The organism is Fulvitalea axinellae, from assembly GCF_036492835.1.
Classification (GTDB): Bacteria; Bacteroidota; Bacteroidia; order Cytophagales; family Cyclobacteriaceae; genus Fulvitalea; species Fulvitalea axinellae.
On record NZ_AP025314.1, the window covers coordinates 901436 to 925275 of the forward strand.

Genomic DNA, 23840 nt, shown 5'->3' on the forward strand with positions numbered 1-23840 from the left:
GTTTATTTGTCCAGCTTATCGAAATCAAAATCAAGGCGCCAGTTATCGCGGTTCATCAAATAAGTGCGGACCCTGTCGGCTTCGGAACCCTCAAACTTGGTGGCGACCCTGTCGGCCAAAACGGCCGGATCGCTGGCTTGTACGGCGAATCTCATCAGGGCGTTCCAACGGCGTCCTTCAAAGGCGAGTTCCTTCGCGCGCTCGGCCAAAATCACGTCCGAGATAATGCCCAACGAGTCGATTCGGTCCGATTCGTCTATGCCTGCGAATTCCAGCAGATTTATGGGCGATAGGTGCAAGCGTCCGCGAATGCCTGACGATTCGTTTACTCCTTCCATCCGCTCGTTAACCGTTCTGAGCGCTTCGCGGTGGCGTCCGGCCCTATTAAGCGCTTCGGCGTAGAGCAAATGCAGATCTGCCGCGCGGTAGATGCAGTATGGCGCATCGGTTTCCAGTTCTTCGTCTTGGCGGACCACGCCGTTTTCGGTGTCTTTGCTCCGGAAATATTTGTAGACTAGGATCTGGTTTGCCGGTCCGAAGGTGTAAGAGCGGTTGTATCCGCGGTAGTCCAGTGATGTTCTGTCGTCATCTTGCCAGTCCTGAATGGCTTTGACGGTAGGGCGAAGCAGGTAATCGCCGGAAGCGCCGAAAGAAAACAGCTTTCCAAAACCGTTTTTCTGGTTGTCATAGGCGTTGAAAGGGATTATGGTTACCTTTTCCGAGAGCGCACTATAATTGCTGTTCCAGAACTCAGTCCAATTACTTCCGCCCGAGGTGTTGCGATTACAGAAATATTCGCCCTCTTTTACGGCTTCCATAAGTAGAGTGGCGGCCCGTTCGTTATTACCGGCCCACAGGTGGAGTTCGGCCAACAGGGCTTTGCGGTTGATGAAAATCAGATCCCAAAGGTTGAATTCCTCCGAAAATGTTGCCCAATTGGGACTAAGAGTTGCGGCCGCGACTTCCATTTCCTTTATAAGCCAGTTGACCGTCTGCTCAAAGTCATAGCGCTCAGGAGCGTAGTTTTTGTCGTAGCCGCTCAGCGGGTCGGTCACCACAGGGATTTCCTTGTAGGTCATGGCCAGCTGATAATAGACCCAAGCCCTAAGCGATATTACTTCGGCTTTATAAATCTCATGGATCTCTTCAGTGAACTTAGGGTCGGCTTTGGCTTTTTCCATATTGCCCAACACTTCGTTGCACTGCTTTATCACTTCGTAAAATCCGCGCGGATCGGCGTATGGATTCGTGGTGGAAAGCTGGCCGTGGCGGTTGATCTCGTTCAGGTACGGATCGTAGTTTTCCGTTACCGTCAGAAGATCGCCACGCAGGCTGCCCATCACCACCAACTCTTCCACCAAAGGTTGCAGTCGGCTGTAGGCGCCGATGATCGAGCGCCGAACCTCTTCGTGCGTATCCCAGTGGTCTTCCTTCTTGAGGCCCAAGTCTTGGTCGGGGTTAAAGTAATCCGAACAAGACGCCAAGCCCGCCGTCAGGAGGACCCAGACGAATAAATAGGGTTTTATATATGTCTTCATATTCGTGATATCGTCAATTCGTTATATCGTTTTCCAATTAAGGCGGAGCCGGGGCCCCGGATGGGGAAATCCGGGGCTGGCGTCCGTCAAATTCCCACTTTCAGCCCTACCATCAACGATGCGGGAATTGGGAAACGGCCGGCGTCTACGCCCATGCCTCCCAATCGGCTTCCGTAGCTCACGTCCGGAGACTGGCCCAGGTAGTCGGTAAGAGTCAGTAGGTTTCGGCCGGTGACATGTACTCTGAAATCTCTGATGATTTTGCTTTTCGGCGTTTTTGCCGCATAAGACAGCGATACGTGGCGCAGGCGCAGGTATGATCCGTCTTCGATCCATCTGTCGGAGAAACGGGCGTTGCCCATCACGTCGCCGTAGCTGGCTTTCGGCATGTCGGTGCGGTCGCCGTCAAAGCGCCAACGGTTCAGTACGGCGGTACTCTGGTTGGAGTAGTCCGACATTGTTTCCAGCTGGCGCCTTACGTAGTTGTAAACGTCTCCGCCGTAAGCGTAATCAAACAGGATATTGAAGCTGAAACGACGGTAACGGGCGTCGAAGCCGAACGAACCCGTGAAGTCCGGATTGGCGTCGCCGATAACCGTACGGTCTTGCTGGTCGATCACCCCGTCGCCGTTTTGGTCGACGAAATGCACGTCGCCGGCGCGGAAAGGGTTGCCGAATTCATCCATCAAATTCGAGCTCCCTTCCTTACCAGCTTTTGAGGCCTCCGCTTCTGTGGAGAAGATGCCGCGAGTTTTATAACCGTAAAAAGTGTTGAGCGGACGTCCTGCGGCGATCAGTGATTCGCCTCCCAATACCGAAATGGTGGACAGGCCGCTTTGCGTTTCCGCGGCGGGGAGTTCGGTGACCTCGTTTCTGTAACGGCTGTAAACGGCGTTCACTCCCAGCTCAAAGTCTTTGCTGGAAACCAAACGCGCGCGCAAGCCTATTTCCAACCCTTTGTTGCTCAACGCTCCGTTGTTGCTGATATACGGTTCGGCGCCGTAAAACTTCGGAAGCATCTCGAAATGCAACAGGTCTTGGGTTTTGATATCGAAATAGTCTACAGTCAGTTTCAGGGTCTCGTTGTAGAGGCTAAGGTCCATGCCTATGTTCCATTGCGAACTCTCTTCCCACTTGAGGTTCGGGTTAGGAATTCCCGCCCTTACTAATCCGCCTACGGCGTAATATGAAACCGACTGGTAGTAATACTGGGCGTTAAGGTTTCCAATATCGTCGTTGCCCGAAAGCCCGTAGCTGGCCCGCAGCTTAAGGTCGTCCAGAGCGCGGATACCCGAGAAAAGAGGTTCGGCCGAGAGCCTCCAAGCGCCGGCCACGCTGTAGAAAGTACCGTAGCGGTAATCTTTGTCGAAGCGTGAATTGCCGTCTACCGTCACGCTGCCCGAGAGGATGTATTTGTCAAGGTAAGCGTAGTCGGCCATGGCCGTAAGGCTGAGCGTATTCCAGTTTCCGCCAGTAGGCGATACCTCGCGTAAAGTCCCGTCGCCGGCGCCTATCTGTACGAAAACGTCCGAAGCGGAATTGCCATCCTGGACGAAGATCTCCCTCAACTCGTTCGTTTTGCCACGAAGGCCGACCCTAGCCGATACGCTATGGGCGTTGCGGAACGTACGGAAGAGATTTAGCCCAGCTCCATAGTAAGTGGAGAAGTATTCGCTTTCGAAGTGCGTAATAAGGTTTTCGGCCAAGCCGTCAAGCTGTTTTACCGATCCTGTTTTCGGTACGAAAGCGTTTTCCTTGTTTTTCAGAAGATCGATTCCGCCGTTGAAGTAAACCTCGATACCGGGGCGTACCTGGAAGGAACCGTCAACGCCCGCCAGCGCGCGGTAGCCTTCCAGTTCGCCTACGGAATTGTCGAGCAACGATTGCGGATTGCTGACGCCGAAAGCTCCCACCTCGTCGTAGTGAGGCAAAGGAACGCCCAAGTCGCTGAATCCGAAAGCGGTCATCATCGGTGATTTGGCCATGCTGGCGAGCATTGGGTTCGACGCCGCCGAAGTGCTTTCGGTCATCAGGTTACCCGTTGTGCGGCTAAACACTACACTCGGGTGTAGTTTCAGATTCCGCAACAGGTTCATATCGGCGTTCAGGCCAAAATCGAAGCGTTCGAACTCGGTGTCGCGCACCACTCCTTCGGAGGAAGTGTAACCCGCCGTGCCGGTGTAAGTGGCTACGGCGTCGCCTCCTTGTACTTGGGTGGAGTAGCTTTGTTCGAAGCCGTCGCGGTAGAGGTAGTCTTGCCACTCGGTGTTATGCGCATAGCGGTAATACTCGGAACCTTCGGCTTGGCCAACCATAAACGGGTACGATTCGCGAATCTGCGCATGGGTCAGGCCTTGTCCGGCCATTTGCTCCAAAGCCAAGTTTTGGAACTCTTTGCGGTTGAGTACAGGCATGGTTTCCGGCTTGAAATGTACGCCGAAATTAGCCTCCACGTCTACGGTTGTGGCTGTACCCGAGGCCCGGGTAGTCTCTACGAGAATCACTCCGTTTGCGCCTAACGATCCGTAAAGGGCTGATCCGCCGTCTTTGATAACGGTGACCTGCTCAACGTTTTCCAGCTTGATGCGCGAGAGGGGATCCATTACGGCGCCTCCCATGGATCCTTTTTCCGAAAGGCGGTTTTCGTAAATCATGCCGTTGATTACCACCAGCGGGCGGTTGTTGGCGTTGATAGAGGATACGCCCCTGATATTCATGTCGGATCCGGCGCCGGGCATTCCCGAAAGGGCGTTGCCCGCAAGGCCGGTCACCTGTCCACGAAGCGCGTCGCTCAGGGTCAGGTACCCTTTTCCCGTCAGGTCCTCTTTGCTTAGGGACACATGGGCGTAGGGCAACATCTGGGTGGGCACTTTTCCGCCACCTATCCACAATGCGGAGTTGTTGGCTCTTCGGTCAGATTCCCCGAACATGGCTACGTCCAAGACCTGACGGCCGTGGAGGTATTCCAAGCGGGTTTTATATCCGGCGAAAGAAAACTGAAGCGCCCCTTTGGCCAAATCGGCTTCGATCGAATATGTGCCGTCCGTACCGGTTTCGGCGCTTACTCCGGGTTTACCGTATACACTTACCTGGACTCCGGCCAAGGGCGTTGCGCCCAAGGCGTCGGTAACGGTACCCGTAACTTTGGATACCGTCTGGCTTTGGGCTCCTCCCTGAAAAGGGCAGAGCGACAAAGCCAGAACCATTACAATATAAAATGTAGATGCTATTCTGTTCATAATTCGGAGCTCGTTAACGCGCTATAAATCTGACGCCCTCTTTCATCGGGATAAACCTCAGTTGGTGAAAGCCGAAGCCGTAAGTCTGGTCTACCGTGTTGTAAGGCAACGCGGTGTTGAATACCATCTTTTTGGCCCCGTAGCTGTCAAAAGTCACCGTGCCCAAATAATCCCAATACCAGGAGCGTTGCGGTTTGTAACCCTCTATCAGCTTTTCGCCGTCAAGCGTTATGTCCAGCTCTCCGGTAAAGTTGGCCAGCGGAGCCCAATACACCCTGTACTGGCCGGCCATAAGGCCTTCCAGCGTGTAGGTAACCTCGATAGGAGTATTATCCCTGTAATAGCGTTGGGCTTTTTTGTCGCCGATTTGGATAATGTCCGAAGAGATGTTTTCCTCGTCGTAGGCGGAAACGGGAGCCGTCGACTCAAAGGTCAGCGTATCACCCATCAGGTCGGAAGCCAGAAGTCCCGTGCTTTTCCAAGTTTGCAACATGCCGTTGCTTAGCTCAACGGTTTGGTCAGGGGTGCCGGCGCCGGAAATCACCTTGTAGCCGTTCAGCATTCTGATGGTGTCCGGCATTTCCGAAGGTACGGCCACGCTGTCCCATACTGTGGAATTGCGGATCAGGGTCTCGATTTTGGCCTTCCGGGCTTCGTTGAAAGTGGCCGGCAGGTTTTCTTCGGATCCGTAATAGCGTTTTACCATTCCTTGGTAAGTAACCTCCACGGCTTCGTTTGTCAATGCGAAACAGGTAAGCGTCAAGTCCTCGTCAGACACGTCGCCGGCCTCGATCAAATACGCCCTTTCGAGAACGAAAGCAGAATCGTAAACCGTTTGTCCGAATATGTTTTTGCCCACTTCCACGCTGTTCGGTTCGTCGAAGAGAAGCTCCTCGCGGTTTACGTACTTGCGGAACGGCTCGTACGCGCCGTCCATGGTGTTGATCTGTTCCAGTATGCTGTTCTTGAGCTCAAGCGTACTCGCCAGTTCATGTACCACGCCGTCGGCGCAGACTTTGTCTTGGGCCGTAAGCGCTATCTCGCCCGAGGCGAACAGTTTTCCGCCCGTTCTTTCCAGCCACACATTTTTTGACGCCATGGACTTTACGGCGCCAGTCCCCTCTTCGGGAATATTGTAGCCGTAAAGCAGGGTGTTGCCGATATGAAGCGAAACGGCTCTCAGCTGGGCCTCTCCCTCCAAGTTTTCGATCGGGGCGAGCTGTTCGTTCTTGACGGCAAATACCGTATTGGCGCCACTCTCCGAAATCTTGGTGTCGAGACCGTGTTTGCGCAACAGCGCCACGAAACCGCTATACTCGCTCCGTCCGCTCAAATAGTCCATAACGCCACCGTCGTAGCGCTCCGAGGCCACGTCTTTGTAGTGTTCGTCCCAAGTGCTTTCGCAAGCGAAAAGGGAAGCCACTACCGCCAAGGCCAAGGCGGATAATGTTTTATGAAAAAGTCTATTCATAATCCTAATTTTAAAATCATTGGGACACAGGCGTGAAGATCACGCATGAAGGGCTCAGACGGCCGGGACGTTTGCTTCGGTAAGAGATCCGATGGCTACCGTGTCCGTCGAAAGAGAAAATGCCGAGATCGTGCAGACCGTGGGCGTACCTTGGGTCAACCGTTTTCGCGAATTCTCCGTCCACCAAAATGTCGAATGAACCGAACGAAGGCTCCGGCGCGTTAAAGAAGTCCAGGCTGATTCGGTAGCGCCCTTTGGCGACAGGATCGGTGGTAAAGTGGAAATTGCCCAAGTACGATGTGAAATGGATTGAGCCGTGGCGGTCCGGACCACATGAAGGATGCGGGGTTTGCCCTGCCCAATAAAAGGCCTCGTACTTGCCCTCTTCGCTTTCCCAGCGTTCTATGTCTTTGGAGAAAAAGGTGTAGAAGTCAATGTTGCCTTTCTTCTTGCGGACTCTCTCGATCTCGGGAACGCCCATGATCAGGCTGGTGGTCACCACTGGACGCGGTTCCAAGGGGTCCAGCACCTCGTTTACCAAATGCTTAACGCCATTGGTCGTTTGCGCGTCGATCGCGTTCTCGTCAAGCTCTGCCCATTTTTCCAGCTCTCCGTAGGTGTTATATTCCATATTCACACGGAACCCTTCGCTTACATCCACGCCCAACATCGAGTTGTCGGCGGTTTCGTAATTCAGGGTTTTCAGGTCCGATGAGTAAAGTTTTCCTTTCAGAAAATGAAAAGCCACGAAACGGTAGAGGCCGTTAGCGGGGTCGGTGGCGTCGCCGGTGTCGTTGTAGAGTGAATTGAGGGCCGCGAAGTTGTTGATGCCGGCTTTGGCGAACACTTCGTCGGGTTCGACAAAGGCCGTGTAGCCCCCGGCGTCCAGTACGGAAGCCAAGCCCGTAGCATCAAGCGCCTCGGCGAAGATGCTGGTCCGGCTGTCGTTTTGGATCGCTTCGGTCAGCGAAACGTCGATCGGCGAGAGCACTTTGTCTGTGATATGCACGAAGCCGTTCGAGCACTCGATATCCCGTTTGGTGATTTTCGCCAAGTCGTTGACCAGAATGTTGTCCAATCCCCCGTCACCGAATTTCATGGTGATGAAATTGCCAGCGAAAGCGGTGTCGGCCAATACGCCGGAACTGAATTGGTTGGCGTTGTATATTCCCGTCAGGATACTCGTTCCCACGATTTTCCGGGCCCTTTGCTCTTCCAGCCCTTCCACGCTCATGCCTTGTTCGGACAGGTAGGCGTCTACGGCCTCGTTGTTGGGAACAAAGCCGGTAAAGGTGCCCGTGGCGTTAAGCACGCCGTAAAGACCGCTTTTTTCCACCAGTTGCATAAATCTGGAAAATTGCTCCGGCTCGCTTTCCAGGTACTGGATCATGGTCATCTCGTCACTGGTCTTGAAGCCGGTCTCAGTATCCTCGTCGCATGATGTGCCCAGCCATAGCAAGGCAAGCAACAGCGCGGTGTATTTTCTTACTTTCATGTCCGGGTCGGTTTAGTTTTCGTAGTATGGGTTTTGGACCAAAGCCGGATTCCTCCTCAATTCCTCGATGTGGATCGGGAAGTAAAAACTCTGCGGATTCGACAGCTTGCTGATCCAAAGGTTCTGGTCGGCGGCGGGCACGTTCTTGAGCAAAACCGTCGCGACGAGGTCCTTGCGGGCGTAATTGTCGCGGTGAGCCATGCGCAGGATATCGTACCAGCGTTTTCCCTCAAAAGCGAACTCGCGGGCGCGCTCTTCGAGCAAGACGTCCTCGGCGAGGTGCTTTTCGGACGGCAAAAGCGTTTTCTCAATGCCTGCTCTTTTGCGCACGTCGTTGAGCAACTGTTGTGCCTTAAGCGTCGAGCCTTCCTGTATCAAGGCTTCGGCTTTCATCAGAAGGATATCGGCGTAGCGATAAACCACCCAGTTGGAATCGTCTAATAATCCGCGCGAAACCACTTTTCTGATTTGGTCTTCGGTGGTTTGGATTATCCAGTTTTTCCGTACGTCTTTGGTAGAGGTATAGAGCCCTTCCACCTCGTCTCCGATAAGGTATTGCGGTTCTTTAAGAAGAATTTCGAAAAATCCTGCGCTAAAGCCGATGCGTGAATCATACTGGATTTCGAATACGCTTTCGCTGGTATTTTCCTGAAAAAAGATATCGAACCAGTCATTTTTCGGCATCAGTACATGGGCCGACCGGCTGATAATCTTGTCGCACATCACTTGGCATTCGGCGTATTGTCCGGTCCAGAGGTACACGTCGGCCAGTGTGGCCTGTACGGCGCTTTTTGTGGCGCGGCCTTTGTTATCGCTGGCGTTTCCGTACTTGCGTTTGGCGTAGCGTTCGGCAAATACCAGATCCTTGATTATCTGGGCGAAAACTTCCTCTTCGGTACTTTTCGCTAAGTGAAACTCCACGTCATCCGTATCCGAAGGTTCCAATACCAGCGGAACTTCTTGGAATGTTCTGACCAAATAGAAATAGCTGAGCGCTCTCATATACCGGGCCTCCGCCAGATATTCGTTTAGCGCCTCTTCCGTAAAGGAAGCGTCGTATTCGTATGTCTGCGGAGCGTATTTTTCCAAGGAGTTGGCCAGGTTGATCACCCTGTACATTCCGTACCAGTCGGCCAGACCGTTGGTGGGCAACAAACGCAAGGCCAAGAGGTCTTTTATGTTTTGCGAAGCCTTTTCTCCGGCTTTGACCATATCGCCGCGGGCCTCACCCCACTCAAATAGGCGGGTACAGTGGCGGGAGAACTCAGCGTAAACGGCGATGGTGGCGGAATTTACGTCCTCTTCGGACTTCCAGAACCGCTCGCGCGTAATTACGTTGTCGGGTTCCACCCTCAGCCAGTCGGAACAGCCGAACGAGGCGAAGAGGGAAGCGAAGAGCAAAATTGCTTTTATGTTCTTCATGATAGATTTCTTTTGCTGAAAAAGCCTACAGGGACACCGATAAGCCAAAAATCACGGAACGGGCCGGTGGCGTACGGCTGTTGTCCACTCCAAACGAAAACGGGTTTGCGCCCAGTCCCACTTCCGGGTCTTGGCCCGTGTAGTCCGTAATCGTAAACAGGTTGTAGAAAGTGGTGAAAACGTTCAAGTCACGCAAGCCAAATCGTTTTAGGAATTCTCGCTCAAAACGATAATTCAGCGATACGTTCTTTAAGCGGATATAGGATCCGTCTTCCACAAACCTGTCCGATCCCAGCCAGTTGAAGCCCGTGTTGAAAATAGGGCGGGGAATGTCGGTGACGTCTCCGTCCTTTCTCCAACGGCGCAACGTGGCTTTGCTTTGGTTGTCGGTGTTGGTCATGTTTTCGGTGTGCATCCTGGCGGCGTTCAGGATTTCGAAGCCTTGGCGGAAGTGGAACAGACCGCTGATCGATAAGCCTCTGTAGGATACCCTGAAATTGGCTCCGCCGGTAAAGTCCGGGTTACTTGACCCCAAGTACACTACGTCCAGCTCGTTGATTATGCCGTCGTTGTTGATGTCCTTGTAGCGTGCGTCGCCGGCTTGGAACTCCGTTTGGCCCGGATCGCCCATTTTCATATACAGGAATTCGTTTTTGCCCGTATAGTCGGGAATCGGGTTACCGAATTTGTCTTTGGCGATGGTGGCCTTTTTGTCTTCGTAGACTCCGTCGCTCAGGTATCCGTAAAAACCGCCGATAGGATCACCGATTACCAGACGGGTGCCGTATTGTCCGTTCTTCAGCATATCGCCTTTGGTCAACACCAAGTTGTCGTTCACTTCCTTGACAGTATTGATGTTGTGGGCAATGTTGAAGCCCAAGTCCACGCGCCAGTCTTTGGTCTTGACCGGAGTGGCATCGATAGAGAATTCTACGCCTTTGTTGCTTAACTGTCCCCAGTTTTTCAGATGACTGTCATAGCCTGTAGAGCGGGGAAGCGCTACGTTCATGATCAGGTCTTCGGAGTTTTTTTGGTAATAGTCGAAAACTACAGATAAACGGTCTCCAAACGCGAACATTTCGAAGCCAATATCGAACTGGTGAATTTTTTCCCAAGAAAGGTTCCGCAGTTGAACGTTTGACGGAGCGACACCCAATTCGTTAAGATATTGGTAGGCGTATTTCGTGTCTCCTTGTTTTCCTTCGGTGGAGTAAAAGGCATAGTTTTGACCAGCGCCCGGAGCGATGCCGTTTACGCCGTAACTGCTTCGGAGCGTGAACTCGTTTAGCCATTCCGCATCGGCGAGGAAGGGCTCTTGGGCGAGTTTCCAGCCTACGGATCCCATCGGGAACATTCCCCAGCGGGTATCCGCGCCGAAGTTTGAGCTGGCTTCCACACGGAAACCTCCGCTTACGATGTAGCGGTCTTTCCATTTGTAGTGCGTGTTCCATACGCCACCCAAGTTGCGGTAAGGGCCACTGCCAGCGCCAAAACTGATCAGGCGTCCGCCGCGGGCCGGCTCGGTGAGCTTTTCCGAAGCCGAGCTTCCGGCTTCCACACGGAAGTTTGTGCCTTGTCCTTCGTCGGTATTCCAGCGGAAATAGCTGGTCAGGGCGTGGTCTTCACCCAAATTGGGCGTGTAGATCAGGTTAGTGAAAGTCTGGACTCGGAAGTTGCTAGAGCTTCCTTTGCTGACTTTGTTCTTCCACGCGTCGTCCCAAGGGCCGGCGTTAATCGACGATTCCGAAAGGAACAGGCGATAACGGTTGTTTACGGCGTCGAAGGAGATGTCACTCTTGATCATCAGGTAGTCCGTGATGTTGTATTGCAACCTGAAAGTGGTCCGGAGCCTGTCTTCGAGAGTATTGTTGGTCGATTCGTCGGTAACGGCCACGGGGTTGAAGAAAGGGATATTCTTACGGTTGGCCCAATCGAAACTCTGGTAAGGCTCGTCCCAGCTTCCGTTGAAGTAGTTGCCGGTCAGGTTACCTTCTACATCGTATTCGTAAATACTCATGTTCGGCATTTTCCGGTAGGCGACTTCCCGGGTATTGCCAAAGTATAGGGCGTCCCTGTCGTTTCGGGTATAGGAAATATCCGTAGTGAATTTCAACCGCTTCGAGATATTATAATCCAGATTGGTTTTCACCGACAAACGGTCGAGGTTCGTTCCCTTGGTAGTTCCCTGATGCGTCAGGAAGCCGATGGAGGAACGGTAACGGACTTTGTCGCCACCGCCGGACACCGAGATGTGGTGGTTGTCCCTGCGTCCTTGTTGCGTGATGGCGTCCAGCCAGTCCGTGTCGGCCCGGTAGTTTTGGTAACCGTCAAAAGAGTCGTCAGAGAGGTCTATTACCGGGTTGGTGTTCTCATAGATATTACCGCGTACGTTGAAGTACATCTCTTTCTGCATCGTTACGTATTCCTTGGCGTTCAGCATAGGAATAGGATCCCGCAGGTTTTCCCAAGTGCTCTGATAAGAGTATTGGATGCGAGGCTTGCTTTTGCGTCCGCGCTTGGTGGTGATGGAGATAATACCGTTGGCGGCCCTAGAGCCCCAGATGGCGGCCGAAGCGGCGTCTTTGGAAATCTCGATGTCCTTGATATCCTCCGGCGCGATGGCCAAGAGAGCGCCAAAGTCCCGGACGTCGGCCGATTGGAAATCGAAGTTGCTGGTTTCGGTGTCGAACGGAACGCCGTCCACTATAAACAGTGGCTCGCGGTTACCCAAAATCGTGGCCGTACCGCGGATACGGATCTGCATGCCCGCTCCCGGATCACCGGAAAACGACATGATATCCACACCGCTGACGCGTCCCTGCAACATTTGGTCTACGGAAGTGGCTCCGATAGGGTCCAGCTCCGTGATGTCGACTTTCTTTACCGACATCGGGATGTCGCGCAACGATATTCCGTCGTCGTTTTGCGGTTCGGCCTCCACCGTCACCACGTTTAGCTGTTGGGCGCCGTCATCCAGCACCACGTCGATGGTGGACTGGCCGTTCAAATCCAGAAAACGCTCCTTAAAGCCGATAAACGATACTTTCAGACGGTTTTTAGGATCGATTTTAATCATATAGAAACCGTTGAAGTCGGTGACTGTTCCGGTGACGAAACGTCCGTCGGCGTCCACTTCCAGAATGTTGGCTCCGATCAGCGCCTCGCCTTCGGAATCCTTGACATGGCCTTTGATCAGCACCCGGTCTTGCGCAATAGCGTTGAAGGCCAATAGATATAGACCGGCCAATAAAAGTAATTTTCTCATTTGTCGCTGATTTAGTTCCCCCATGTTAACACGCCGTCAATCTGGTGTATCGTAGCTCTTCTGGCCAACACGTCACTCAGATTGCCGGGGAGTACGCTTATGTTGTTTCCGGAACCGGCGCCGTCTACAATGCGTAATGCGGAAGCGCCTTTGAGCGTACCGCCGCCCGCAATGTTGAGTTTTACAATTTTGTTCTCGGCGTCTTTGCCCAAGGTCTCGAAGGAGCCCGTGTTTTGACCGTCGGTGAAAATCCGCTCGTATTCCACGAAGTATGATTTCACGTAATTCGAAAGGTTACGCTTGGCCACTTCGGTTTTTCCTTCGTCGCTGTCGGCGTTAGGATCCACGATCAGGCCTCCGTCCGTATCCAAGCCCGGAATTTCTCCGGCAGCGATGGCATCGCGGATCGAGGCGTTTGTGGGTACGAACACGGTGTAGTCGCGGTTATTGGCCATTAGGGAAATCTGGCCATAAGAATTCGAGGAAAGCAATCCGGCCTTTGCCAATAGCTTGCGGAATTCCGAGTAGTCGTCAAGCCCTAGCTCCTCGTCACTGATATAAGACGAAGTTGACCAAGTTGGAGCGAGCAGGCGGCCGGACACGTTCATCGCCGTTCCGTTATTGCCTTTGGTATCCACTCCGTTGATTGTGATCTTTTCGCTCCGTTCGAAGTTGCCGCCGGCGTATGCCTGTCCGTAATCCACACAGATATATTCGTCATGGGTATTGCGGACAAAAATCCGTTGCTGGTCATGGTCCAAAACCTGGCCGTCAACCACATGGAATTTAAGGCGAGCTGCGAGAACGGATTGAGTGATGTACACCACTTCCGAATCCGGGTCGGTCAGGTCGCGTTCCATATAAAGCTCCAAGTCTTCGTCGTAGGTGATTCCCATATCGGCGAAAACGGCGTCCGGGATAGAGAAATAAGTGACTGTGCCCTTAGCGTTGGTCAAGACTTCCTCAAACGAAGAGTCATGTGACATGATATCCAACGTGTAGACATAATCCGGGTCGAAGTAAATGGACGCGGCCACGGACTTATAGGAGTTCGGTTCCAGTACGCGGTTTAGTCCGTAAAGCACGCCGTTGTTACAGAACTCTGCGAAGGAAATTTCCTTGTCCTTGTCTATCGAAATCGGATACTTCAGCCCCGAAATGCAATAGTCCAGCTCGGACGGACGAGTCCAAGAGTTGAACACATGAACGATGTGATTGGTAATCAACGGCTTGATTACATTTTTTGGAACATCCGTGATGGAAGTGTAACCGTACTGCGAAAAGTTCTCGTCAAAATACTTGTTCAAAGCCTCGTTAGTGGGAACGTAAGCCGTGTAGGCTTTTGACTCGCCACTTTTTTGGGTGTCCCAAGTATGTACGCCGATAAAGTCATAAGCGAAAAACGTAAACTCGTTTCCGTTTAGGTAGTGCATCTTCACAAAGAGCGAGTCCTTACGGCCGGTATCGTTTGTCAGTTGCTCAGCCGTTCCCTCGGGAGAGTAATCATACTCGGCGAATTTGTCGGCCAAGGTCCTGAATACGCTAAACGTTTCCGGATTGTCGCCCATTACGCGGTCGATGTTCTTAAGAGGAGGCACTACCCGGTCGATGATATGCACGATGCCGTTACTGGCCCGTACGTCGGCTTCCTTTATTGTGGCGCCGGCCACGTGTTGGCCCGAATATTCCCGGCCGTACAAAAATTCGTAGTCCGCAGGTTCCTTGAGCCCGCAGTAATAATGGTAGGTCATCACGGGCAAAAACTTGGCGAATTGCCACAGTTTGTAAGTCTCGCCGTCCAGACCGGTCTCTATTACCGGTGGCTCTTTGTAGATAGTACGGCGCCTAAAACCCCAAGCGCCGTCGCCGTTAGGGCCTTTTTCGTCTTCGTCGAGCCAGCCCCTGTGGCCCATGTCCATAATCGTGGCCCACGTTAGTGCGTTATCCACTACGTGGTTTCTGATAACTCCCTTGAGTTCCTCTTTCGGAAGATCCTCAAGGCTTTGAATGCCTTTCTCTTTATAATAGAGATCAAAGGCCTCATCAGTAGGCGGAAAGATCGTGTAGGAGCCGGATTCCAGCGCGTCGCGCAATTCCAGCATCTCCACACCTTTCAGGTACTGCGTGAAATTGCCCCGCCCTTCCAAAACGGCGAGGATGTTTCCGAACTCACTGTCGGGAACGTCATAATGATCCACCTCCTCGTCGCACGAGACGAAGAAAAGGCATCCGATCAGCATGACGTAAGAGAGCTTCTTGGTAATCATGTTAACCATATGAAACGTTTTAAAAATTATAAAAAACTAAACAACCGCCACAAACGGTTATTTTATAAGAATTCGTTGTCTGCTATGGGGCTTGCTACACAAAAATTGAGACCGTATTGAAAAGAATAATACAAGTATCCCCGTGACAAAATATGAACGTTTCAAATATCACTATACCGTTTTGGTGGTATTGGGTAAGAATAAACAAATCGTAAACTTTCACTTTTTCGTATTGTCAATCAAAGTCATAAGGGGTCATCATTATCCTTTTTTTCGTGAGAATTGTTTGTGTCTTGTTGTTTCTTTGTTTTTGGATTTGTGTGATTAATTTCCTGTTTTACAAGGGTTTGTGTCTAGGTTTTGCTTTTTTTGTTTTGTGGTGATTTTGAAATATGTCAACATTAACGCTCTTATTGTCATCACGGACTCAGAAGAGAATCACCTGACTGGAAATTTTTGAAATAATTAAAAAATTATCTTTAACGAAGAATAAAGGGGGAGTGGCTGTTTTTTTAGTCAAATATTGAAACGTAACGGCATACTATATACCCCGTTCCGATTTACTGCCGAACGGTGTAGACTTCGTTTCCGTTTTCCACTTCTTTATATATGGATGGTCAAAAGCGAAATATAAAAAAAAGAGTCTGCGTTTAAATAATGAAAGGCGCCGAACGAATGAATACAGTTAAAAGGTTTGGGAGATTGATGGTTGGCGAAAAGAGTGAGCCGGCCAATTGGGCGAAGAATATGCCAAATACTAGTCGTCGAGGATAATCGCGCCCAATCTTTCTCGCATCATTTTCTTATATGCGTCGCGGTATTCCTGGATCCATTCAGATTTTATACCGGGACAGATGGTCCCTTTGCCCGCGGCGATAAGGATTTTCCGGGCCTCTTCGGCGTCGTGTTCGGTGCCGTCGCCCTTTAGCCAGCGATATACGGGGAAAATATCGCACTCTACACCCTCGGCCAATTCCAATAACCACACGCCGTCCCGGAATTTTACGGTGCCCAGTTCCTCCTCTTTCAGAATTTTCCTGAATTTCGACATTAGCGTACTGCGTCGGCTTTTTACTTTTTCGGTGTCGCTGTCGTCTTTCCAAAACGCCTCGCCGATCATTTCCCGGGTAGGGTTAATGCCTTTGGGTTTTCCCAACAAGAAAAGGGCGAACAGCTCCCGCATCTGCGGCGAAACGTTTAGAGATTCCCGGCCATCCTTATCCAAAACCCTAAACCTGCCTATCAATTCAATACGGGCGTGTCGGATAAGGCCTGTAGACTTAGCCTTGGTTTGGGCTTTGTCTTTGGCAGGGCCGAACCATTTGGCCCACGCATACTGAAGCCCCAAAATTATACAGCCTAACAAAAGTCCCAAGACGGCGATGCCGACGAGCGTCTCTTGCTCAAGGCTTGTGATAATCCCTTGTGTTTTGCCCAAAACGGAAACAGGTATTCCAGCGGACAGGAAGGCTCCTTTAAAAATGAGTAGGCGTGATCTTACCATAATGAAATGAAAGATGGCCGTGCAAAGGCAATACGCCCCACACTGGCCAATGTTAAATTGGTTACCAAATTTCCCAATAGACGCCTGTATTGTTTTCTTATTTCTCCCAACGAATAACCCATCACCGCAACCAACCTTCCAAAGCAAAGATTCCCGTCAGGAAGGAGGGGCTTGGTCGGTTTTTAAAAAACAAATAAACCGAGAGCCGAAGGCCTTCTCCCTTTTTCGAAACGTGTGCGGTTATACTCTATATCGGTAAATGCTCCCAATCTGGGTTGATATGATAAGTGTGGCTGATAACGGTTACATTTTCCCCGATTGTAGCGGATAACAGCCCCAGAGCCTAATTGAATTATAGTGTTTAGGTAAAAAAACAATATGCTTGGCTATTGTTTCATATTATAACCGACGTTTCAAAGTAAAACTACATTGTTTTAGCGTTAATTGCAAGGCTATCATTTGTCAAAAAAATGTAAGCGAAAACATATTTTGATTCCCTGCAATAGTCATAATACAAAGTTTTGTCCATAAAAGTAATATTGGCTCAAAAAAACGAATCTTTTTCTGAAAATTTATTATGTGTTATGCGAAAGGAAGAGGTAAAAACGCAATGTCTTTTAGGCCCTAACCAGACGAAATTTTGCGATAAGAGAAAGAACCTATAAGAAGGTATTGCCTCTTGGCCTTGCGGAAAATGACCATAACCATTATGGACTTTCGGAATAGGCGTATGTGTTCCGTACACCGGACACTCAATAAGCGCAAGCGAGGGCGTTTACACTTAATTAGTGACGAAATAATAGAGAGAGACTGGGCTCGCCCTGTCCATAACCTCATTGCTTTTCCAACCGCCAACCGAAGCCCACAAACCTTACCCGCCCCAAAAAAAACGCAACGGGCCGGGGCACAAAACCTGCGTATAATAAGGAAAGCACGACGCTATGCGCAGACAAAAAGGCTACACCCATCTCAACATTTACGAACGTAAAGTGATAGAGAACTCCCGGACGATGGGCTGGAGCATACGCCGTACAGCTAAATTTTTGGAGCGCTCGCCTTCTACCATAAGCCGTGAACTGGAACGGAATACAGCCATACATGGCTTGTATTTCCACGACGACGCCCATGACTTGGCGCGGGCCCGGAACCGCCTCTATGGCGCCCACCGCAACCCTAAGCGTGGCCCTATATGTCCCCCGCGGTGCCAATACGGCAAGATTTTGCGCACGCACGTGGCTTGGTACTCCGATACGGAAGTATATATCCGCATACGCACAAACTGGCCCTCGGCATTCTTCCGTACCCGTGCTACCTCCATATTCAAGCTCGACGACAAGCCCTACCACTATAGCGAAACCGTGGAGCTTTTCTCGCTTTTGGCCGAACATAACCGCTGGCGCAAACTGATCCGGCTACTAAAAAGCAAATACCCTAAAAACATGGACGCCGAACCGGCACAAAACACAAGCCTTTGCAAGGTAGTGCCGATACCCGAACCGCAAAAATCACTCGCCAAGACTGGATAAGTCCGCCCAAACGGTTCTTAAAACGGCCCTTGGCCCACCGTTTTTCTCTTTTCTCTACGATTTTCTGACACAGATAAAAATATTGAAGCCCTTCGGGGCTTTTTTTCGTGCTGGCTTTTTTGGGGGGAGGGGTTTGGGGTGTTTTTTCGGCGTTTGGAAAGAGTGTTGCGCTTGCTCACGTGATTTGAGATGGAGAAGCTTTTCCCCTCAAGTTGGAAATGGCTGAGAGGCTTGGTGTGTTTCGGAAATGAAAGGCTTAGCGGTTTAGTTAGTTCCTGTTATATCTGAATGTGGTAAATAATAGAATGAATGTTCCCGATGATTTGGTGTTAGATAGAGGTTCTTGATTGTACTGAAAGGTGTTTCATTTAAAAAAATATGGATATGAGGGGATTGTTTGTCTTGTCGTTTAAATTGTAATGTACATCTGTTGTTAGTATACTGGAAATAACAGGAATTCTTGTTGTATCTACGTTGTAGCCAATTAAAATAAAAATGAAAGTTCAGTGCAAAAACTGCTTACCGAAAGAAGGAATCGAAATTCCCGAGTTTTCCTCAGCTGAAAAGGAGCACTATAGAAAAGTCAAAGAAGACTCGCCCATACAAGCGGTTAAAAAACTGATAGACGAAAAGAAGTTAAGCCATAGAGACGCCAAATACATTGTTACTCATATCAATATCGATTATGGTAAGTAGTAACAGATGTAGTTTCAATGATCTTGACGAAGAATACGGTAAATGTCCTAAATGTGGTGCTTTAAACTTTAATTGGATAGGATTTTAAAATGGAATTTAAACTGTGGTTAGAATTTGAAGAAGTTGATCCGGATAATTGGGATGTTGAAAATGAATTTGCAAATATTCATGTCGACTTACTTGATGGAAGACACTATGGGATTAACGTCTGGACATATAAATTCTTGGAGACTTCTTTCAAACTCGATATGGAAAGTGGAGAAAATTTAAATGGACTTTATCAAACTCCGCCAGATTTATTTGTAAAGGAGTTGACCAGAGATTGTATCGAAAAAACAATTACTGATTTATTAGAAAAAGGGAATTTGGAAGATGTTCTAAATCCAACAGTAATTAATAATGAAAAATAAAAACTGGCTACAACACTGTGTAAAATGCATTAAAACGCATTTTACACTAAACGTTAGTGGTAATTTGACGAAACCTTATACAGATAATGAATAGACTTGACAGACTAACAAGCATACTCATACAACTACAATCTAAACGATTGACGACTGCTCGTGAAATAGCTAAACGTTTTGAAGTTACAAACAGGACAATCTACAGAGATATTCGAACATTAAGACTTGCGGGTGTTCCAATTGGCGAAGAAGAAGGAAAGGGATATTTTATAGTTGAAGGTTATCGTTTACCGCCCGTAATGTTCACTACTGAAGAAGCAAGGGCTATGTTAACAACAAGTAAGATTTTAAACTACCATGCTGAAGATTCACTTAAACAAAATTACGAATCCGCACTTCTGAAAATAAAAGCGGTTTTATCACTCAATGATAAGTACAAATTGGATTTGTTAGATTCAAGAATCGGATTTCAAAAACCTTGGGCTCCGACAAGTTTGTATTTAGACAGCATCCAACACTCAATTACGGAAAGCGAAAAACTGAAAATAAGATATCAGGCAAGAGAACAGGAGCAAATAACAGAAAGAATAATCCTACCTTATGCCGTTTACTTTAGTGGTGCGGTTTGGTCTACTATTGCCTTTTGTGAGTTACGACAAGAGATTAGAGAGTTTCGGCTTGACAGAATAAAAGATCTTCAATCACAGCAGACTCATTTCACTCCCGATAAGACTTTTAGTCTTACACACTATCTGGAAGAACGTTCAAAAAGATTATTTTAAACCCATGACAAAGGGCTGTCCTATGTGCCTTTTATTATTGCTTCAAATTCAAACGAAAATGAAAATAAGAGCAATTTTATTAATCGTTATTGCTTTACTCTCAGGAAGAGTAAGCAATGCGCAGACACAAGAAATAATGACAGCAAAGCAACTCACAATCAGAGATGGACAAGTTGAAATCAATTATTTTCAACATGGGCATGGTGACACAACACTTCTTTTTTTACACGGCTGGTGTATTGACAGAACTTACTGGAAAAATCAGGTAGAATATTTTTCTCAAAACTACAATGTTTATGCGATTGACCTGCCTGGCTTTGGAAGATCTAAGGCAAAAAGAACCAACTGGACAATTGAAGAATATGCCAATGATGTAACTGCGTTTATTGACGTAATGGATCTTATAAATGTCATCATCATTGGACATTCTATGGCGGGCGAAATAATGCTACAAACAGCATTAAGCAAAAATGAAAAAATAGTTGGCATTGTAGGTATTGATAATTTCAAGGCAATTGACGTTGAATTTACGGCGGAAGAATTGAAACAAATGACCGATTTTTTTGCAATGCTTGAGAACGATTTTAAAAATTCAGCACCTGCATATGCAGATATGTTACTTTTTCACCCAACAACTTCAAAGGAAGTGAAAGACAGGGTAAAAAAGGATTTTGCAAATAGCGATGCTCCCATTGGCTATGGAACTTTTAAGAACCTTATGCAATACGCTCAAACCGATGCGCAAAGATTAGAACAGCTTAATTACAAATTGTATTTAATAAATAGTGACGGTTTTCCAACAAACGAAACTGGTCTGAAAAAACACTGTAAAAATAGCTTTCAAGTGGAAACTATCTCCGCAACTGGACATTATCCAATGATAGAAAAACCAACAGAATTTAATTTAATATTAGAAAAAGTGCTGACAGAAATGAAGTAAATCCCCCGCCCCGCCAGCGTGCAGACGGCCATCGCAAGCATCCTTGCTTGTGATTTTTATACAGCAAGTTTCCAAACTTGCTCGCGCAGTATTTCCAATCAGATCGAGGCAAGTTTGGAAACTTGCTGTAGGGGTTACCACAAGGCAGGAGCCTTGTGGCGACGTGAATTATAGTGTTTATTTTTTAAAAACTTTGGGCTTCGGTCTGAGCTCGGTTTTGTTTTATGGACATAAGTGTCGCTGTCGCTTAGCACTTGCGCTGATGATAAAGGAATGTTAAAGTGCTTTGTGCTTGATAATAGTAAGTTTGTCCATTTCTTCTAAGCTTTTTGCGTCGAAGTCAACTTGCATGATTCGCTCCATGTCCAACTCAACTTCCCAAATCGAGTTATTTTCACTCTCTTTATTTACACAGTTGATAAAAATTCTATTTTTAGCGTCTCTGTAAACGGATACTGGCGAGTCTTCGTGATTGGTGATGGATATTATCAGGGAATCGGATTTAAGATCAAAAACAGACAAGCCGTTTAAGTCGGAATCGTAGAATGAAATAATTGTTTTGTCGATCTTATTGTAAAAGTTTTCACCCCCAGCGAAGTTGAAAACACGCCCTTCCTTATTAATTATAATCGTTCGTCCGTCATAACTTCCATGTTTGGTCAAGACTAAATGGTTGTCGATTTCTATTGGGGAAGTCATTCCAAGACCCTTCCCGACAGCCTCAATATTTTTAAACGTTAGGGAATCAACTAATTGACCAGATTTGTAAACCTTCAGAAACGAGTGACAAAGGAAGCTGGATACGCCTTCTGGTGACAACTCCTGTTTTAATATGACTTTTAAGTCTTCAAACAGAGTAGTGTCGATTGTTATGGTTTGCTTTCTGGTGCTTTTCGCAAAAGTCTTTATTTGTGGAATTTTTTCTTCGATTTTTATGACGGACTTAGCTTCAACTACTTTTTTTTCTTTTTGCGCACAGCTGAATAGAGCTAAGACCAAAATTATATTTACTGTAATATTTTTCATTCTGTATTGTTATGCTTAATCTCTTGTAAGAAGAGCAAAATCGGAATATTTTTAAAAGGAAACGAATGTGGCTTCAGGAATGATCGCACCTTGTGAGCGCAATTGTCAAACGATAGCGTACTTAATACTAAGAAAGCCTCTGGTCTTCAGTTCGTAACATAATGCTTTCCAAAAAATACGATTACTGAATCTGACGTTTAAAGGAAATGAAAAATGTGATTTATAAACTTACTTACTTAATCTTTTTATGCTCTTTTTCGGTGCTGTTTACATATGTTTCGCGTTTAATTCGGAGTGTAGAGTTTGACGATTTTGACATAATATCAGCTGTAATTTTAGGCGTTATTTTGTGGTTCGTGTTTTTATTTCAAGGTAAATTGCCTTCCGGGAGCCCACATAAAAAAGACTGATAAATCTGGTCTTAGGCTGTTCCCTAATTCCAAGTTGCAGGTAAAAGCCCTTGTGTTGTGACTGCGGGAGCATTTTGGTTTTTAGTTATATTCAGAGGGTATTTTTTAACTGTGTAGCTATTTATATAATGGGCAAGAATCATTTTTCGATAAGAAGGCGGTTGGGGAGTTTTAAATATGCTATCAACGGACTTTTGCTTTTGATTAGGGAAGAACATAACTCCCGCATTCATTTTTTTGCGGGGATAATGGCGATTTTGCTTGGGTGGCTTCTTGAGATTAATAGTGTGGAGTGGATGATAATATGCGGAGTTATAGGCTTTGTATTCGCTATGGAGCTAATAAATTCCGCAATTGAGAACTTGTGTGATTTGGTTTCCCCCGAAAAGAATGATCTAGTCAAAAAAGCGAAAGACCAGGCGGCGGGAGCGGTTTTGGTTTCGGCTATTGTGGCCTTGGTCTGTGGCCTGTTTATTTTTATTCCGAAGTTATTGGTGTTTTTCCGGGGTCAATAGAAGACACTCACCAACACTGCTTTTAGGTCAATACAATAATTTAAGAACTGATGTTAGGGTGGTAGCCCTTCTCTTTTTTATATGAATTTTTAAATATGGATAAGATAATATGGTTTTTCTCTGGCATAGTGATATGCCTTTTCGTTTCATGTAACAATTCTGATAACTCGGGTAATTCGGCAAGCGAAAAACCTATATGGATAGAAGTGGAAAAACCTGAAACCAAGCTGTCGGCTATAGCTACGGATATCGAGTATATTCCCCTTGATTCGGAAAAGGTTTTGCTGGGCGCCGAGATCAGGGTGTTTCCGTTTGAGGGCAGGTATTACGTCTGGGATATGAAAAACCAGCGGATAGTCGTATTTGACCAAAAGGGCAAATTTGTTTTTCAGCTATCGCAAAGGGGCTGGGGGCCGAAGGAGTATCGGAGTCTCGGTTATTTCAATATCGATCCGTATAACCGGCGTCTTTTTATTAAAGATGTCGGGAAGCGCTATGTCTTTTATTCCATGGATGACGGCTCGTTTATTAGCGAAGGGGAATTGACTTCTTCTTTTATAAGAATGATGGCATTGAGCAAGACGACCCAGGCGTGGTGGTTGTATAGCGGTGACAAGAACGCCGTTGTGAAACTAAAAGCGGGTCAATCGGTAAACCGGCTGTATGTGGGTGATGCGATAAATGACAATTTCAAATGGGAAGCCATACCTTTCCCTTCTTGGGAGGTTAATCCCGCTCCAAGGTTTGAACTCTCTTCTGACGGTGAGGGAAACGCATTTGCGGCGGATAAGGTAAACAATATTCTGTACGAGTTTGACTCCGTAGGAATTAAACGGAAAATCAGGATAGAAACCAATCCGGGAGTAACCACCCGTAAAGACCTGAACTTTCAGAAGGGAAAAGGTTTTTCTAACACGGAGCTCTCCAAAGCGAAGTGTCTAAGCGCTAATTATTGTCAAGGTTCGAAGGAGCATATCTATATCGGAGCTTGGAAGTATTTAGAAATGTTGTACGACGGAAAGGCTGGGACACTTGATATTTTTCATACCATATACAACAGAAAAACAGGCAAATCCACAACCATCAACGAAGTAGTAGCAAATGACATTGACGGCATTCAGTTGTGCTTATTCTTTCCTGATCCTCCCACTCTTTATCGGGGGGGGCTGTATGCTTCCGTTTACGCGCATACCATTAAAGATTATGTGGAAAAGATAGAAGACGGGGACGGCGAGATGGTAAGTGAAAAAGCTTTTGACAAAGTTCAGCGCTTGGCTTCGGGACTCGGAGAGGACAGCAATCCTGTAATTGCGAAGATAAAGTTGAGGTGATAGATTTGT

At 48.0% G+C, this 23840-nt stretch carries 16 protein-coding genes; 7 read left to right on the forward strand and 9 right to left on the reverse strand.

What is annotated here, in order from left to right; all coding sequences use genetic code 11:
• Window positions 1-2 precede the first annotated feature (2 nt).
• The 8 genes from AABK39_RS03740 to AABK39_RS03775 all read right to left on the reverse strand — a co-directional run bounded on the left by AABK39_RS03740 (window position 3) and on the right by AABK39_RS03775 (window position 16201).
• On the reverse strand, window positions 3-1538 hold the full coding sequence (locus AABK39_RS03740) for a RagB/SusD family nutrient uptake outer membrane protein (protein WP_338393579.1): 1536 nt from the start codon (window positions 1536-1538) through the stop codon (window positions 3-5).
• Window positions 1539-1624: 86 nt separating this feature from the next.
• Entirely contained in the window at window positions 1625-4777 is a 3153-nt protein-coding gene (locus tag AABK39_RS03745) for a SusC/RagA family TonB-linked outer membrane protein (RefSeq protein ID WP_338393580.1), read from the reverse strand.
• A gap of 13 nt (window positions 4778-4790) precedes the next feature.
• The gene (locus AABK39_RS03750; protein ID WP_338393581.1) at window positions 4791-6248 is read right to left on the reverse strand and encodes a fasciclin domain-containing protein; all 1458 of its coding nucleotides are present in this window, start codon (window positions 6246-6248) and stop codon (window positions 4791-4793) included.
• Window positions 6249-6264: 16 nt separating this feature from the next.
• Window positions 6265-7743 (reverse strand): fasciclin domain-containing protein, encoded by a 1479-nt coding sequence (locus AABK39_RS03755; protein WP_338393582.1) that lies wholly within the window; start codon window positions 7741-7743, stop codon window positions 6265-6267.
• A gap of 12 nt (window positions 7744-7755) precedes the next feature.
• The gene (locus tag AABK39_RS03760) at window positions 7756-9165 is read right to left on the reverse strand and encodes a RagB/SusD family nutrient uptake outer membrane protein (RefSeq protein WP_338393583.1); all 1410 of its coding nucleotides are present in this window, start codon (window positions 9163-9165) and stop codon (window positions 7756-7758) included.
• A 25-nt stretch (window positions 9166-9190) separates the two neighbouring features.
• Window positions 9191-12430, reverse strand: a complete 3240-nt coding sequence (locus tag AABK39_RS03765) for a SusC/RagA family TonB-linked outer membrane protein (protein ID WP_338393584.1) — start codon at window positions 12428-12430, stop codon at window positions 9191-9193.
• Between the two features lie 11 nt (window positions 12431-12441).
• Entirely contained in the window at window positions 12442-14706 is a 2265-nt protein-coding gene (locus AABK39_RS03770) for a fasciclin domain-containing protein (RefSeq protein ID WP_338393585.1), read from the reverse strand.
• Window positions 14707-15454: 748 nt separating this feature from the next.
• A complete protein-coding gene (locus AABK39_RS03775) occupies window positions 15455-16201 on the reverse strand; it encodes a hypothetical protein (RefSeq protein ID WP_338393586.1) in 747 nt (248 codons plus the stop codon).
• Between the two features lie 941 nt (window positions 16202-17142).
• Here AABK39_RS03775 and AABK39_RS03780 point away from each other — a divergent pair.
• The 5 genes from AABK39_RS03780 to AABK39_RS03800 all read left to right on the forward strand — a co-directional run bounded on the left by AABK39_RS03780 (window position 17143) and on the right by AABK39_RS03800 (window position 20549).
• Window positions 17143-17727, forward strand: a complete 585-nt coding sequence (locus AABK39_RS03780; RefSeq protein ID WP_338393587.1) for a helix-turn-helix domain-containing protein — start codon at window positions 17143-17145, stop codon at window positions 17725-17727.
• A gap of 495 nt (window positions 17728-18222) precedes the next feature.
• Window positions 18223-18423, forward strand: a complete 201-nt coding sequence (locus tag AABK39_RS03785; protein WP_338393588.1) for a hypothetical protein — start codon at window positions 18223-18225, stop codon at window positions 18421-18423.
• An 89-nt stretch (window positions 18424-18512) separates the two neighbouring features.
• Entirely contained in the window at window positions 18513-18833 is a 321-nt protein-coding gene (locus tag AABK39_RS03790; protein ID WP_338393589.1) for a hypothetical protein, read from the forward strand.
• Window positions 18834-18919: 86 nt separating this feature from the next.
• Window positions 18920-19609 (forward strand): helix-turn-helix transcriptional regulator, encoded by a 690-nt coding sequence (locus AABK39_RS03795; protein ID WP_338393590.1) that lies wholly within the window; start codon window positions 18920-18922, stop codon window positions 19607-19609.
• A 58-nt stretch (window positions 19610-19667) separates the two neighbouring features.
• Window positions 19668-20549 carry an alpha/beta fold hydrolase gene (locus AABK39_RS03800; RefSeq protein ID WP_338393591.1) on the forward strand — a complete coding sequence of 294 codons (882 nt, stop codon included), beginning with the start codon at window positions 19668-19670 and terminating at the stop codon, window positions 20547-20549.
• Between the two features lie 276 nt (window positions 20550-20825).
• On the opposite strand, the gene AABK39_RS03805 is transcribed toward AABK39_RS03800, so the two are convergent.
• Window positions 20826-21575 (reverse strand): hypothetical protein, encoded by a 750-nt coding sequence (locus AABK39_RS03805; protein ID WP_338393592.1) that lies wholly within the window; start codon window positions 21573-21575, stop codon window positions 20826-20828.
• A 538-nt stretch (window positions 21576-22113) separates the two neighbouring features.
• On the opposite strand from AABK39_RS03805, the gene AABK39_RS03810 reads away from it, so the two are divergent.
• Together AABK39_RS03810 and AABK39_RS03815 are read left to right on the forward strand one after the other, a co-directional pair.
• Window positions 22114-22500 carry a diacylglycerol kinase family protein gene (locus AABK39_RS03810; protein WP_338393593.1) on the forward strand — a complete coding sequence of 129 codons (387 nt, stop codon included), beginning with the start codon at window positions 22114-22116 and terminating at the stop codon, window positions 22498-22500.
• A gap of 95 nt (window positions 22501-22595) precedes the next feature.
• Window positions 22596-23831 carry a 6-bladed beta-propeller gene (locus AABK39_RS03815; RefSeq protein ID WP_338393594.1) on the forward strand — a complete coding sequence of 412 codons (1236 nt, stop codon included), beginning with the start codon at window positions 22596-22598 and terminating at the stop codon, window positions 23829-23831.
• The last annotated feature ends 9 nt before the right edge of the window (window positions 23832-23840 follow it).